The sequence below is a fragment of the Methylicorpusculum oleiharenae genome (assembly GCF_009828925.2).
GTDB lineage: Bacteria > Pseudomonadota > Gammaproteobacteria > Methylococcales > Methylomonadaceae > Methylicorpusculum > Methylicorpusculum oleiharenae.
The window spans coordinates 1,531,244-1,544,637 of the sequence record NZ_WUTY02000001.1; the positions used below are offsets into that span (position 1 = coordinate 1,531,244).

Genomic DNA, 13,394 nt, shown 5'->3' on the forward strand with positions numbered 1-13,394 from the left:
GCCTATCGAGGAACGCCGTGAACCCGTCCATGGGGGCTTGCGGCAGCTCCCTGCTGCCGACATCCTCGCTAGGCATACCCCACACCTTCCCATTCCTAGACGTTTTTTCGGTCAAAAGGGAGTAATGAAAGTATTCAACCCAATGATTCCAGATGAAATTCAAAACCCTTATGATTCAAGGCACTACATCGGACGCCGGCAAAAGCACGCTGGTGACCGGCTTATGCCGCTACTATTATCGCAAAGGGATTAGCGTGGTGCCATTCAAACCGCAGAATATGGCGCTGAACAGTGCAGTAACCATCGATGGCGGCGAGATTGGCAGGGCGCAAGCGGTTCAGGCGGCAGCATGCGGCCTGGCTTCGCACAGCGACATGAATCCCGTTTTGCTTAAACCTACAACCGATCGGACGGCACAAGTCATCATTCACGGGAAGGCATTGGAAAATCAGGATGCCAAAACCTATCATGATTATAAAGCGACCGCTTTTAATGCTGTGCTTGAGTCATACGGGCGGCTTTCGAATCAGTATCAGATGATGATTGTTGAAGGCGCGGGCAGCCCTGCCGAAATAAACCTGCGTCAGGGCGATATCGCCAATATGGGCTTTGCCGAACAGGTCGACTGTCCCGTGTTACTGATCGCCGACATTGATAGGGGCGGCGTGTTTGCGCATATCATCGGAACCCTGGCTTGTCTGTCTGAGAGTGAGCGCCGCCGTATTTTGGGCTTTGTGATCAATCGTTTTCGGGGCGACATCGATTTGTTAACACCGGGATTAACCTGGCTGGAACAAGAAACCGGCAAGCCGGTATTGGGAGTTTTGCCGTATTTAACCTCGCTGTATCTGGATGCCGAGGATGCCATATCGGCCAATCCAGCGAATCGAAATGCCGATTTCAGGATAGTCGTGCCGTGTTTGCCCAGAATCAGCAACCATACCGATTTTGATCCGCTGTTACACCATCCCGACGTAACCCTGGCGTTTTTACATGATCCTCTGCAAATGAAAGGTGCCGATTTGCTGATACTGCCGGGCAGTAAATCAGTAAGAGACGATTTGGCGTGGTTGAAACAGCAGAATTGGGATAAGGCCATTGAGCGGCATTTGCGATATGGCGGCAAGCTGATAGGTGTCTGCGGCGGTTTTCAGATGTTGGGTCGGCAGATTCATGATCCTTTGGGGCTTGAAGGGCGGCCCGGATCCAGTGACGGGTTGGGGTATTTCGATATGGAAACCACCTTAAACAAGGACAAGCGGCTTTGTCAGGTATCCGGTGTGTTGAGTCTGGGTAACGTTCCCGTTCAAGGCTATGAGATTCACGCCGGCCTATCGCAGGGTCCGGCGCTGGCAAGGCCTTTGGTTACCAGTGATGAAGGCGGTGATGGAGCCTGTTCTGTTGATGATCAAATTACCGGAACGTATCTGCATGGTCTGTTCGATCAGGCTGCTGCTTGTGATGCTCTGCTGGCTTGGGCCGGTTTAAATAAACAAAATTCCCTTTCAATTGATTTGGGGCAGCGCCGTGAGCAGGGGATTGATCTTATCGCCGACACAGTGGCAACGCATATCAACTTTTCATTACTTGACCGGCTTTGGGATGGCTATGTAAAGTCATAAGGTACCTGATTACGTATAAGCTTCAGCCAAAACTGAAATAGTGCGATCCTATGAGTTCTAAAGGTGGCGTCGCCCCGGCATACCCTCTGGGGCACAAGTGGAATGCCGGGGTCCAAACTGCATGGATGCGAGCAGGGGGAATCACTCCAGGCAAAAAGGGGTCAGGTCTTGTATTTTGCAAATACGTGCTTGCATAAACAAGACTTGATGCAAATTACAAGACCTGACCCTAGTCTTTCGCCATTCAATTGCCGCATCCCTTTGGAGAGATTGCCCTCAAGGGTTTCTACTATCAAATGGTAATGGTTTGTCATCAGGCAATAGCCGTGACAAAGCCAATTGAAATCAGCAACAACCTTGCCCAGCAGGGTCAGAAAAATAAGCCTGTCTTCTGCGTCTTCGTAGATATCTTCTCGCCGATCACCGCGGGAAGTGATGTGGTAGAGCGCATTTGGAAATTCGAGTCTAAGAGGTCTGGTCATGGCGTTAACTGTAGCTCAAAACTGGGAATTCTTAATTCGAGACCTGACCCTATTCTACGTGTTAGCGTTTTCTTAATTTGCACAAACTAAAAATCGCTTTTATCTACAGCTGATTTTTTTACGGCCTCCAGGAGCTTCTCTGTTTTCTTTTTGCCATTGTATGTCGCGCTTGAGAAATTAATTGGAACAATGTTTCCGAATAGATTACTGGTTGTGTTTTTATCCATGTTCTTTCTGACGCTTATTGATGTGCCATTGGCAAATAACCAGTAATACTGTTCTACTGTGTATCCCATTAATGATACATATTTATGCACTTTAGGATTGCCTAAAGACTTTGAAAATAGCTCCTTCATTTTGTCTGGTGTAACATCAATAGTCACATCTATGCTGTTCACCTTATTTTCTTCTATGTTTACACTTACTCGCGCCTCCTGAGAGAAGAGCGTATATTCCTTTTTAACGCCATCGCCTAGTTTGCACGTCCCATCCGTGCATTCGTAGCCAAGGCTTGTTAGTTCTTTGACAGATAGATCGAATTTGATTTCTTTAAAGCCATCAAGGTTAGCTTTCCCATCCGCTACCGCTAGCTGCGGAAACAATGCAACAAGGATAGTTAAATATAGGCTGATGCATACAAATAACGTTTTCATAGCTGATGTTCCTTAGATATGTTTTTACTGGTCAGTGTATGTTGGTTTCAATATGGATTTACAGAAACACTCGAGCCATACGAGTTCTCTTTTATCATCAAGCTCGTTATCAGCCATATCAAAGGTGACAGGTAACCACTGAAGGTAAATGTTTGCGTTCATATATTCTTCCTTGATTTGTTCCGCTCCTCTCCCAGTTTGTTTTGCGACCTTGCCTAAAAGAGCATTCTTTTGAGACGGCTGGAAGTGTTGACACAATCGTTTGTATAGACTCCAGCCGTTTTCACTTATCGCTGCTTTTCCGACATAGATTGATGTCCGTTGGCAATCATGACCTTGATAGAAATGGTAAATACCTGAGCAAAGTTTAAGCTCTTCAACATCGCCCATAGGCCAATCTGAATACTTTATAGCTTGCGATGCAAGCAAATCATAAAGTAGCATCTGGTGCTTTCTCACAATCTCCTGATACTGTTCTGTCACTTTGATACCACTCCAAGTAAAGGGGTCAAGCGCAAAAAGGGGTCAGGTCTTGTATTTTGCAAATACGTGCTTGCATAAACGAGACTTGATGCAAATTACAAGACCTGACCCTACTAGTCCACAATTGCCGCATCCCTTTGGAGAGATTGCCCTCAAGGGTTTCTACTATCAAATGGTAATGGTTTGTCATCAGGCAATAGCCGTGACAAAGCCAATTGAAATCAGCAACAACCTTGCCCAGCAGGCTCAGAAAAATAACCCTGTCGTCTTCGTAGATATCTTCTCGCCGATCACCGCGGGAAGTGATGTGGTAGAGCGCATTTGGAAATTCAAGTCTAAGAGGTCTGGTCATGGCGTTAACTGTAGCTCAAAACTGGGAATTCTTAATTCGAGACCTGACCCTATTGCTATTCCCTCGACCTGACCCCTATTGTCTCTCGACTTTATCGCGCAGCGTCCCTTGGAGCGCAGTGTTAGGCAAATGCCGTCCCGCCAGCGCCGACTTTTTCAAATCCTGCTCCCGGGCCTTGGCTACCAATAGACACAGAGAAATATCAGCTGTATTACCGCCATTCATAATCAATATCAGGGCAACCTAGCCCGCCTAGGTTGGAGGCGGAAACCTCGCTACTGCTAATATAAAACCTGCAACTTCTGGTTTCATTTGGCGCAATTTTCATACAGTCGAGAACGCCGTAATGGCCGAAGGTTCGGTTTGGAATGCTTTTGTTTTTTACGTACAAGTCTGGAAAGAAGTTTTGAGTGCTATTGGTCTTATTGGTAACTACCACGCCGGCCAATCTACAGCCTGAGTTCTGAACCTTAATATCCCATGTGCTATTGCTGTAGCTTTTGACTTGGTTCGATACGCACCCGGTGGCAATGAGCGACGAGCAAATTGCAACAAAAATGAAAACTTTGTCTTTCATGTCGTTCCTATCCTAAATTGCAAATTGAATTATTTCAGCACTTCGTACGTGTGATGATTATTTGTTTTCTTTTTGCATAATTTGATACTGGAAAGCAGGCCTGCGACCACAGTTGCTTTAAATTTCATGCCGAAGGATGTCGGACTTTGAACCGAATCCCAAAGGTCGCCATAAATATCACGTAGTTCATAAATGCCGGCCCTTGTGTTGTTGATGATGGCCTGTGCCTCGTCGATTTGCGACTGTGAGAGTGCTTTCAAAGTGAGATTGCTCCTAGAGAGAGACTTCAATTGCCCAACAAGTTATTAAGCTGTTAACAGTATATCGACCATGAAACCAGAGTCGCAACAATAAATTTTTGATCTGCAAGGATTTTTCCCTTCCGTATATCATCCAAACTGAGCCAATAGGTGAAATTGGAGGTTGTCATGTTGATCGTTACCGCATCCTTAAGTCAGACGTTCGAGTCGCAGCTTTGCTTACGCAATATTCCGGATCAGCAACGCACTGATTTTCATAAGTGGCTTAGGTTTTATCTGGATTTTTGCAATAAGTACAGTTTGGACCCGAAGCTTACCGCTAGTTTTGCCGGGTTTGACGAAAAATTGCAGAGCAAGGGTTAATCCGATATGCAAAGACAACAGGCTCGCCGGTCTATTGCGATTTATTACCGAATGATCGGCACTATTCAATCGCCGCCGGCGCCTTCAGCCCGTAGGATGCGGTAAACAGCGTGCACCGCATCGGTCGTGATTGGTGCGGTTCGTAAACTCACCACACCCTACGGCTGCTTTTGGATGAACATTTGCCATATACGCTTTTGTTTCGTCGGTCGGGTTTTGGCCGTTTTTGACTGAGATCTTCTCGAAAAACTGTCGGTACGAATGTCAGGTATAACGGATTTCAACATTCGATAAGACCCAGATTAAAATTGGCTTTTCATTGGTTTCAACAAGAGATGTATTTTTTCATTCTGTTAAACTTTAACTTTTCATCGCCAAATTCCGAATAACCAAAATTTATTACTCTCCAGGAGATAACAATGGCTGCAACACCCTCAACTATGATGCCTTTGGGAACAATAGCCCCGGATTTTACGTTATTTGATACGATAACCGGTGAAATCAAGTCGCTTGGCGATCTGAAAGGAGCCGCCGGGACACTGGTTGTGTTTATGTGTAACCATTGTCCTTATGTATTGCACATCAAACCGCAATTAATCGCCATTGCTCAAGAGTATGCGTCGCAAGGCATCGCTACTGTTGCGATGAGTGCCAACGACATTCAAAATTATCCGGACGATGCGCCGGATAAAATGCACGCATTGATGGCGGAATGGGGCAATCCTTTCGCCGCTTATCTTTATGATGAAAGCCAGTCGGTTGCCAAAGCCTATCAGGCCGCTTGTACGCCCGATATATATTTGTTCGATGCGGATTTGGCGTGTGTGTATCGGGGGCGTCTGGACGGTGCGACACCTAAAAACGATGTTCCACTTACCGGCGAGGATCTGCGTCATGCACTGGATAATTTATTGGCCGGAAAGCCGATTGATACCAATCAATTGCCCAGTATCGGGTGCAACATAAAATGGAAAGAGGGTTGACGAGCGTTTATCCGGTGACGGCAAGCAAAGCAGATACAGCCTTTTGATCAGGCAAGCCTGTTCTGGCGCCGGTTCTTGTTGTGCATAAGGCGCCAGTCGCACTGGCATAACGCAACAATTCAAGCCAGGACATGGGTTGACATAAGCCAGCGGCAAATGCGCCATGAAAAGCATCCCCGGCACCGGTGGTATCGATAGCCTTGACTTGAAAAGCCGGTAAGCTGCCGGATTCCTGCCCCTGTTTCCAGATCAGGCCTTGTTCTCCCAGGGTAATCACTACAGAGGGGGCGAATTCGGCCAGACGGTTTAAAGCCAGAGCTGTGTCACCTGCATATTGCAGAGCGAATTTTTCGGAACAGACCAAATGGTCTACTATCGGCATCAAGCCTAACGTTCCTTCATGGACGGAGCCGGCGTCCAGAACCGAAGTGATGCTGGCTTTACGCGCTTGATGAGCCAGGGGTATAGACACGTGAGGTTCGTGACCGTCAAAAAGTATGACCCGCGGGCGGATCGTTGAAAAATTTATACTGTCGGCTGCGAGTGCTTGCGTATTGCCTTTAAAATTGATCAATGCTCTTGATCCGTCCGGTTTTACGATGACGGTCGATAAGGGCGTGGGATTAGTGCCTCTGATGATGAGGTCGGTATTGACGTGATTCTCTATCAATTCCTGCACATGCTTTTCGCCGTAAATATCATGACCCAAATAGCCGGCAAATCCGGCTTTTAAGCCGAGTAATGAAACGGTAATTGCCGCATTGGCAGCGGGGCCTCCTCCGCAACTGATCAAGCTGTCCGCAACCAGTTTTTCATCCGCCTTGGGATGGTGGGGAACGGAAAAAACCAGATCGTAACAGGCATGTCCGACGCAAAGAACATCAATTTCTATCGCAGTTTTAAGCATAGTAAGATTTTTTTGATCAACGGTTCAGTCTGATGAGCAATCGCGCGCTTTTAGGGTCTTTCACTTTCAAGTTACTCCTGTGCTGGTCAAAAATCGATCTGCAGTGAAAGGTGCGGGTGTGCCTGCCCAGTATCGCCGTGAACCCTTCCCGAGGGGATGTCGGCAACATCCTTGCTGCCGACATCCTCGTCTGACACATTCCGCACCTCCTGAAAACCAGACGGATTTTAGATCAGAAAGGAGTAATGAAAGAGACAGGAAGATGAGCCGGTTAATTTATGTATGGCCGGTAGCGTGAGCGTCTATTATAGATCACCATTATTTATTCTTCGATAAGGAGACAATTTCATGACCTACAGTGCAACGCTTTTACCTGATTTAATCAAAGCCATCGCCGATACCATTGATGCCAATGCTGAAGAAGTGACAGCATTGGATCAAGCTATCGGCGACGGCGATCATGTTATCAATTTACAGCGGGGCATAACTGCTTTGTTGGGGCAGGTTGAGGAATTATCGTTGCTGGATTGGCCGGGAGCCTGGCAGAAAATCGGCATGACACTGATGTCGACTATGGGCGGCGCTTCGGGTTCCTTGTTTGGAACGTTGTTCGTTGCAATGAGCAAAGCCTGCAATCAACATGCTTTGGATAGTCAGGGTTTTGCTGAAATATTTAATGAGGCGGTTAATGCCGTTAAAAAAAGAGGACGCGCCGAGGCGGGCGAAAAAACCATGCTTGATGTGTTAGTGCCTGTCGCCGATGCATTGACTGCGGCATCAGCAGAGAGCGATTTGGGCGAAGTGCTAAAAAAATTGGCGACAGCCGCTGAAACGGGTGTCGAATCAACGCGCGATATGATCGCAACCAAAGGCCGCGCTTCTTTTTTGGAAGAACGCAGCCGCGGTCATATTGATGCCGGTGCGAAAACCAGTCAATTGATGATATGCGCAGTGATTGACCGATTAGTGAAGGTCAGGTGATTCCTGTCATCAATATGGCAGCTTTCAAACTTACTAACATCCCCAGCGTAAGGCGGCTGTATGGACCGGCGCATCCCAAAGCCGGGTCAGTTCATCGTCAAGAAGGGTGAGAGTTAAAGAACAACCTGCCATATCCAGCGAAGTGGTGTAATTGCCAACTAATGAACGCGTTATTGCTATGCCGCGTTTTTCCCAATAACTGGCGGCCAGATCATACATCAGATGCAATTCTATCAGGGGTGTGGCGCCGAAACCGTTGACATGCAGCAAGACTTTTTGACCCTGTTTGGGTGCGAGTTCTTTATTAATGGCGTCTGCGAGTTGCTCGACTATAGCCTTCGCGCCGGCTAATGGTTGGGTGTCATGGCCCCGTTCACCATGGATGCCTACACCCATTTCCATTTCGTTTTCGCCTAATTCGAAAGTGGGCTTGCCTAAAGCGGGTGTGGTGCAACTGGTTAATGCGACGCCTATCGAAGCCGTGTTTTGACAGATACGGTCGCCCAGTAGCTTGCATGCCGCAAGATCGGCGCCTTGTTCTGCCGCAGCCCCCAGCATTTTTTCAACTATCAATGTGCCCGCGACGCCTCTTCGTCCAGTGCTGTGTGATTTGGGTAATGAAACATCATCACTAACAAGAACGGTCTGGTTTTCACACGTCACCATTTCTGATGCGATTTCAAAATTCATCACATCACCGGCATAATTTTTAACGATAAATAATACACCGCCTCCACTTTCGACGGCTTCAGCCGCTGCCATCATCTGATCGGGTGTGGGGGAAGTGAAAATCTGACCTGGGCAAGCCGCATCCAGCATGCCTTTGCCGACAAACCCGGTGTGCAATGGTTCATGCCCTGATCCCCCTCCTGAAATGAGAGTCACTTTGCCCGTGAAGGCCGGTGTCGTTCGTCTTATATAACGGGGATTTACCGAGAGCTGAACTATATCGGCATGGGCTTTGGCAAAACCGTTCAGGCTCTGATCGAGAAGACTGTCTGCGGTATCGATAAATTTTTTCATGGTAACAGCTCCTGTTTGAATTGGATTCCGCAATAAAGTAGCTAAAACAGCGATAAATGGTGGATTGCGGTGGGTTCAGTTATGCAGTGGCATTTAATGCGTCAGTAATATCCCGGATATCCTTCATCACCCAGGTGGGTTGATAGGCGCTGGTTTTAAGATCTTCCAGGGTAGAGACGCCGCTTAAAACCATAATGCTAGGTATTCCGGTGCGAACAGCTCCGAGAATATCCGTTTCCAGTCTATCGCCTATAGCAACGGTTCCGCCGGGATCGGCGCCTAAAATAGCCATGGCTTGTTGGTAAATGGTAGGTTCGGGTTTGCCGATGATGATAGGTACTTTACCGGTTGCCGTTTCTAGAGCGGCAAGAATGGCGCCGTTACCATGAATTAAACCAAATTCAGTGGGCAAGGTTGTATCTCCATTGGTCCCGTAAAAGGCTGCCCCGGCGCGGATGTTGATCGTAGCCGTAGCCAGTTTGTCCCAGGTAAGTGATCGGTCTTTGCCGCTGACCACTATGTCCGCGTTCAGTTGATATTTCGCCTCTTCCGGGTCGGTAAACTGACAAACGTCCGTCAAAATAAAGCCTTGATCGGCCAGAGACTGAACGGCGCCGTCTTCACCAATGACAAAAACACGCGTATCGGCCGGCGTGTATCGCTCGGCCAAATATGAAGCGGTAGCCATGGCCGACGTTAAGATCTCACGCAATCCAACTTTAACACCCATTTTCTCAAGTTTCGTGACGTATTGTTCAGGGGTGTGGCTGGCATTGTTTGTGGCTAGAACGAAAGTGATGCCTTTGTTACGCAGTGTATTGAAAAACTCGATCAGACCGGGAAAGGGGGCGTCGCCCTGCCATAAAACACCATCCATATCAATGATCAGTGAGCGTATGTTAGAAAAGTCGGCGGGTGCGTAAGTCATCAAGTTGGTTTGAGTTATAAGTGGATGGATGAGTCAAGAGTTGATGTTCCGGATTGATCAAACTGATTAATGGCACTTAGAAAAATTGTCTTGCAAGCATTACAGGGTTCAATAGTGTGCGCAAATTATACATTGAAGGAATGAATTTTATAGCGAAGACTCATCAACAATGACAAATGCTTGGTGAGGTGGTCAAGCCATCGGGGCGGCTATGAAATTTAAGATTTTTTGCAATAAAATAGGCAATGAGAAAGATTCGTTATAGCGTGGTGGTAAAAAGTAACGAAACTCATAAAACGTGGTTATAACAAACGCGAACACTACAGGTTTTGCACCGTAATTGGCATTGACACAGGAGCCTGTTCTAATTTACAGTATCGTTCGCAAAAACGAGTATGTAACCAACAATTAAAATAACCAATTCGGAGCACATATCATGGCAAAACCATTAATTCAAATGGCGTTAGATTCATTAGATTACAACCAAACTATCGCTCTGGCAGAAACAGTTGCGCCACATATCGATATTTTTGAAATCGGAACACCTTGCATTAAGCACAACGGCGTAAATTTGGTTAAGGACTTAAGAGCAAGATTCCCAGACAAATTAATTTTAGTTGATTTAAAAACTATGGATGCCGGCGAATATGAAGCCACTCCATTCTATGCTGCAGGCGCCGACATCTGTACAGTACTGGGTGTTTCCGGTCTTGCTACTTGCGTAGGTGTTATCAAGGCAGCTAATGCACACGGTGCAGAAGCTCAAATCGACTTGATCAACGTAGACGATAAAATTGCTGTTGCACGTGCTACAGCGGAAGCCGGCGCTCACATTATGGGTGTTCATACAGGTCTGGACGCACAAGCAGCGGGTCACACTCCTTTTGGTGATTTAAGCGACATCGCTGGTTTAGGTTTGAACATCAGAATTTCTGTAGCCGGCGGTATCAAGCAAACAACTGTTCAAGACGTAGTTCGTGCCGGTGCGAACATTATTGTTGTAGGTGCAGCTATTTACGGTGCGCCATCTCCTGCAGAAGCAGCGCGCGAAATTCGCGAACTTGTTGACGCTGTTTAAGGTAAAACCATGCATCAGCAGCTAATTCTAGACAAAGTGACCGGTATCCTTGAGGCTACTGACGACTCCTACGATGAAAAATTAACGAAAATGCTTGACCAGGCAAAGCGGATTTTTATCGCTGGTGCAGGTCGGTCAGGCTTGATTGGTAAGTTTTTTGCCATGAGACTGGTTCACAGTGGTTATGATGTCAGTGTTGTTGGTGAAATAGTCACCCCCAGTATCAAAAAGGGTGACTTGTTGATCATCATCTCTGGTTCCGGGGAAACTGAACAACTCATAGCATTTACTAAAAAAGCCAAAGAAATTGGCTCAGACATTATGCTGATATCTGCAAAAAGCAGTTCGACTATTGGCGATCTGGCAGATGGTGTATTCCAAATTGGTACTCCAGAACTTTACGGAAAAGTTGTGGGAATGCCTATGGGTACTGTATTTGAGTTGTCAACCTTGCTCTTTCTTGAGTCGACGATTTCTCACCTCATCCATGAGAAAGGTATTCCAGAAGAAATCATGAGAGAAAGACACGCGAACCTTGAGTAAAACAAGAGGACGAGTGGTTAATCCACTCGTTCGTGCTTTGTCGAATGTCAACAAACGAATGGCAATAATTAGCACTTGTTCAAGCCGTTAAACTTAACAATATAATAATTTAGAAACGAAGGAGAAGAATATGACTTCGCGTCGAGAACTAGCGAACGCCATACGCGCTTTAAGCATGGATGCCGTACAGAAAGCAAACTCTGGTCATCCAGGCGCCCCTATGGGTATGGCTGATATTGCTGAAGTATTATGGAATGACTTCATGCGGCACAACCCGAACAACCCGAAATGGTCAAATCGCGATCGCTTTGTATTGTCAAATGGTCACGGTTCAATGCTGATTTATTCCCTGTTGCATTTGACGGGTTATGCATTACCTATAGAAGAGTTGAAGAATTTTCGTCAGTTGCATTCTAAAACACCTGGACATCCGGAATACGGTTATGCTCCTGGTGTAGAGACAACAACCGGACCTTTAGGTCAGGGCATCACCAACGCTGTAGGTATGGCAATTGCTGAAAAAGCGTTAGCGGCTCAGTTTAATAAAGACGGTCACAAAATCGTTGATCACATGACCTATGTGTTCATGGGCGACGGCTGCTTGATGGAAGGTATTTCGCATGAAGCCTGTTCTTTAGCAGGAACTTTGGGCTTAGGTAATCTCGTTGCTTTCTGGGACGATAATGGAATTTCTATCGACGGCCATGTTGAAGGCTGGTTCACAGATAACACGCCGATGCGATTCGAAGCCTACGGTTGGCATGTTATAGCCGATGTAGACGGTCACGATTCAAATGCTATTGCAAAAGCTATAGAAATGGCTAAAGCAATGACTGATAAGCCAACGCTGATTTGCTGTAAAACTACGATTGGTTTTGGCTCTCCGAATAAAGCAGGAACTCATGAATGTCATGGTGCCGCTCTTGGAGACGCAGAGGTTAACCTGACCAAAGCGGCTTTAGGCTGGGATCATGGTCCTTTTGAAATACCCGATAATGTTTATGCCGGTTGGGATGCAAAATCAAAAGGTGCTCGACTGGAAGCAGAATGGGATGCAAAATTTGCAGCTTACAAAGCGGCTCATCCTGAACTTGCTGCAGAATTTGAAAGAAGAATGGCAGGCGAGTTGCCCGCAAATTGGGCGGCAGATGCTCAGAAATTTGTAGATTCTGTCAATGAGCAAGCCAAAACGACGGCGACAAGACATTCTTCACTGGCCGCTATTGAGGGTTATGCGAAATTGTTGCCGGAAATATTTGGTGGATCAGCAGATTTAGGCTGTTCAAACATGACTGAATGGTCAACTTACAAACCCATGCGTGCCGACAAGCCCGATGCGAACTACATCAATTATGGTGTTCGCGAATTCGGTATGTCTGCAATCATGAATGGTGTAGCGCTTCACGGCGGTTTGATTCCATTTGGCGCGACATTCCTGATGTTCTCAGAATATGCAAGAAATGCATTAAGAATGTCCGCTCTGATGCAGATCAGAACATTATTTGTCTATACCCATGATTCAATTGGTCTGGGTGAAGATGGTCCTACCCATCAACCGGTTGAGCAAATAGCCACTTTGCGCCTGATTCCCAACATGCAGGTTTGGCGTCCATGTGATGCTGTTGAAACCGCAGTTTGCTGGAAAGCCGCCATTGAAAGAAGTAATGGTCCGTCTGTGTTGATTTTCTCTCGCCAAAACCTGGCTCATATGCCGCGTTCATCTGCACAAATCAGTGCAATTGAAAAAGGGGGATATGTGCTGAAGGACAGCGAAGGTCAGCCGGAAGTAATTCTTATTGCAACGGGCTCGGAAGTTGAGTTGGCTGTTAAAGCATGCGAAGAGTTGACTGCAAAAGGAAAAAAAGTCAGAGTTGTTTCAATGCCTTCAACGAATGTTTTTGATGCACAAGACGAAGCCTATAGAGAATCGGTTCTGCCTTCCAGCGTAACTAAGCGTGTTGCTGTAGAAGCTGGCGTTACCGATGGATGGTGGAAATATGTTGGAAGTAACGGAAGGGTTGTAGGACTTAACCGTTTCGGCGAATCGGCTCCAGCAGGCCAACTTTTCAAAGAGTTCGGGTTCACCGTTGAAAATGTAGTTAAGAACGTAGAAGCTGTTCTTTAATTTTCAAAGAAGATTTAACAGCTTTACATATTGT

The 13,394-nt window shown here is 46.6% G+C and carries 15 protein-coding genes; 7 read left to right on the forward strand and 8 right to left on the reverse strand.

Annotated features, from left to right (window positions below; genetic code table 11):
* Positions 1-152 precede the first annotated feature (152 nt).
* Positions 153-1,622 carry a cobyric acid synthase gene (locus tag GO003_RS07180; protein ID WP_159652846.1) on the forward strand — a complete coding sequence of 490 codons (1,470 nt, stop codon included), beginning with the start codon at positions 153-155 and terminating at the stop codon, positions 1,620-1,622.
* A 161-nt stretch (positions 1,623-1,783) separates the two neighbouring features.
* On the opposite strand, the gene GO003_RS07185 is transcribed toward GO003_RS07180, so the two are convergent.
* The 3 genes from GO003_RS07185 to GO003_RS07195 all read right to left on the reverse strand — a co-directional run bounded on the left by GO003_RS07185 (position 1,784) and on the right by GO003_RS07195 (position 3,240).
* Positions 1,784-2,104: a transposase gene (locus GO003_RS07185; RefSeq protein WP_206444587.1), complete on the reverse strand. Its 321-nt coding sequence runs from the start codon at positions 2,102-2,104 to the stop codon at positions 1,784-1,786.
* An 86-nt stretch (positions 2,105-2,190) separates the two neighbouring features.
* On the reverse strand, positions 2,191-2,757 hold the full coding sequence (locus GO003_RS07190; RefSeq protein ID WP_159652848.1) for a hypothetical protein: 567 nt from the start codon (positions 2,755-2,757) through the stop codon (positions 2,191-2,193).
* 24 nt (positions 2,758-2,781) lie between these two features.
* The gene (locus GO003_RS07195; protein WP_159652850.1) at positions 2,782-3,240 is read right to left on the reverse strand and encodes a GIY-YIG nuclease family protein; all 459 of its coding nucleotides are present in this window, start codon (positions 3,238-3,240) and stop codon (positions 2,782-2,784) included.
* Positions 3,241-3,328: 88 nt separating this feature from the next.
* On the opposite strand from GO003_RS07195, the gene GO003_RS26380 reads away from it, so the two are divergent.
* Complete coding sequence (locus GO003_RS26380) at positions 3,329-3,664, forward strand: hypothetical protein (RefSeq protein ID WP_331001626.1); 336 nt, start codon at positions 3,329-3,331, stop codon at positions 3,662-3,664.
* 139 nt (positions 3,665-3,803) lie between these two features.
* Here the strand turns inward: GO003_RS26380 and GO003_RS07205 are convergent, their stop codons facing one another.
* Together GO003_RS07205 and GO003_RS07210 are read right to left on the reverse strand one after the other, a co-directional pair.
* Entirely contained in the window at positions 3,804-4,169 is a 366-nt protein-coding gene (locus GO003_RS07205; protein WP_159652852.1) for a hypothetical protein, read from the reverse strand.
* 29 nt (positions 4,170-4,198) lie between these two features.
* Positions 4,199-4,429, reverse strand: a complete 231-nt coding sequence (locus GO003_RS07210; RefSeq protein ID WP_159652854.1) for a DUF1413 domain-containing protein — start codon at positions 4,427-4,429, stop codon at positions 4,199-4,201.
* 782 nt (positions 4,430-5,211) lie between these two features.
* On the opposite strand from GO003_RS07210, the gene GO003_RS07215 reads away from it, so the two are divergent.
* Positions 5,212-5,775, forward strand: coding sequence for a thioredoxin family protein (locus GO003_RS07215; RefSeq protein ID WP_159652856.1), 564 nt, complete (start codon positions 5,212-5,214; stop codon positions 5,773-5,775).
* Positions 5,776-5,782: 7 nt separating this feature from the next.
* Here GO003_RS07215 and GO003_RS07220 read toward each other — a convergent pair whose 3' ends face one another.
* Entirely contained in the window at positions 5,783-6,682 is a 900-nt protein-coding gene (locus tag GO003_RS07220) for a carbohydrate kinase family protein (protein WP_159652858.1), read from the reverse strand.
* A 348-nt stretch (positions 6,683-7,030) separates the two neighbouring features.
* Here GO003_RS07220 and dhaL point away from each other — a divergent pair, with 348 nt between their 5' ends.
* A complete protein-coding gene (dhaL, locus tag GO003_RS07225) occupies positions 7,031-7,663 on the forward strand; it encodes a dihydroxyacetone kinase subunit DhaL (protein ID WP_159652860.1) in 633 nt (210 codons plus the stop codon).
* A gap of 33 nt (positions 7,664-7,696) precedes the next feature.
* Here dhaL and dhaK read toward each other — a convergent pair whose 3' ends face one another.
* Positions 7,697-8,686 carry a dihydroxyacetone kinase subunit DhaK gene (dhaK, locus tag GO003_RS07230; RefSeq protein ID WP_159652862.1) on the reverse strand — a complete coding sequence of 330 codons (990 nt, stop codon included), beginning with the start codon at positions 8,684-8,686 and terminating at the stop codon, positions 7,697-7,699.
* Between the two features lie 79 nt (positions 8,687-8,765).
* Entirely contained in the window at positions 8,766-9,614 is an 849-nt protein-coding gene (locus tag GO003_RS07235) for an HAD-IIA family hydrolase (RefSeq protein ID WP_159652864.1), read from the reverse strand.
* A gap of 436 nt (positions 9,615-10,050) precedes the next feature.
* On the opposite strand from GO003_RS07235, the gene hxlA reads away from it, so the two are divergent.
* From hxlA to tkt, 3 genes are all read left to right on the forward strand, one after another.
* Entirely contained in the window at positions 10,051-10,692 is a 642-nt protein-coding gene (hxlA, locus tag GO003_RS07240; RefSeq protein WP_159652866.1) for a 3-hexulose-6-phosphate synthase, read from the forward strand.
* 9 nt (positions 10,693-10,701) lie between these two features.
* The gene (gene hxlB, locus GO003_RS07245) at positions 10,702-11,235 is read left to right on the forward strand and encodes a 6-phospho-3-hexuloisomerase (RefSeq protein ID WP_159652868.1); all 534 of its coding nucleotides are present in this window, start codon (positions 10,702-10,704) and stop codon (positions 11,233-11,235) included.
* A gap of 130 nt (positions 11,236-11,365) precedes the next feature.
* Complete coding sequence (tkt, locus tag GO003_RS07250) at positions 11,366-13,360, forward strand: transketolase (protein ID WP_159652870.1); 1,995 nt, start codon at positions 11,366-11,368, stop codon at positions 13,358-13,360.
* Positions 13,361-13,394: the final 34 nt, after the last annotated feature.

Coding starts and splice junctions, on each gene's coding strand:
- GO003_RS07235 (WP_159652864.1), bottom strand. CDS start 9,614: ATGACTTACGCACCCGCCGACTTTTCTAACATACGCTCACTGATCATT.
- dhaK (WP_159652862.1), bottom strand. CDS start 8,686: ATGAAAAAATTTATCGATACCGCAGACAGTCTTCTCGATCAGAGCCTG.
- GO003_RS07220 (WP_159652858.1), bottom strand. CDS start 6,682: ATGCTTAAAACTGCGATAGAAATTGATGTTCTTTGCGTCGGACATGCC.
- GO003_RS26380 (WP_331001626.1), top strand. CDS start 3,329: ATGCAAATTACAAGACCTGACCCTACTAGTCCACAATTGCCGCATCCC.
- hxlA (WP_159652866.1), top strand. CDS start 10,051: ATGGCAAAACCATTAATTCAAATGGCGTTAGATTCATTAGATTACAAC.
- tkt (WP_159652870.1), top strand. CDS start 11,366: ATGACTTCGCGTCGAGAACTAGCGAACGCCATACGCGCTTTAAGCATG.
- GO003_RS07215 (WP_159652856.1), top strand. CDS start 5,212: ATGGCTGCAACACCCTCAACTATGATGCCTTTGGGAACAATAGCCCCG.
- GO003_RS07185 (WP_206444587.1), bottom strand. CDS start 2,104: ATGACCAGACCTCTTAGACTCGAATTTCCAAATGCGCTCTACCACATC.
- GO003_RS07205 (WP_159652852.1), bottom strand. CDS start 4,169: ATGAAAGACAAAGTTTTCATTTTTGTTGCAATTTGCTCGTCGCTCATT.
- hxlB (WP_159652868.1), top strand. CDS start 10,702: ATGCATCAGCAGCTAATTCTAGACAAAGTGACCGGTATCCTTGAGGCT.
- dhaL (WP_159652860.1), top strand. CDS start 7,031: ATGACCTACAGTGCAACGCTTTTACCTGATTTAATCAAAGCCATCGCC.
- GO003_RS07190 (WP_159652848.1), bottom strand. CDS start 2,757: ATGAAAACGTTATTTGTATGCATCAGCCTATATTTAACTATCCTTGTT.
- GO003_RS07180 (WP_159652846.1), top strand. CDS start 153: ATGAAATTCAAAACCCTTATGATTCAAGGCACTACATCGGACGCCGGC.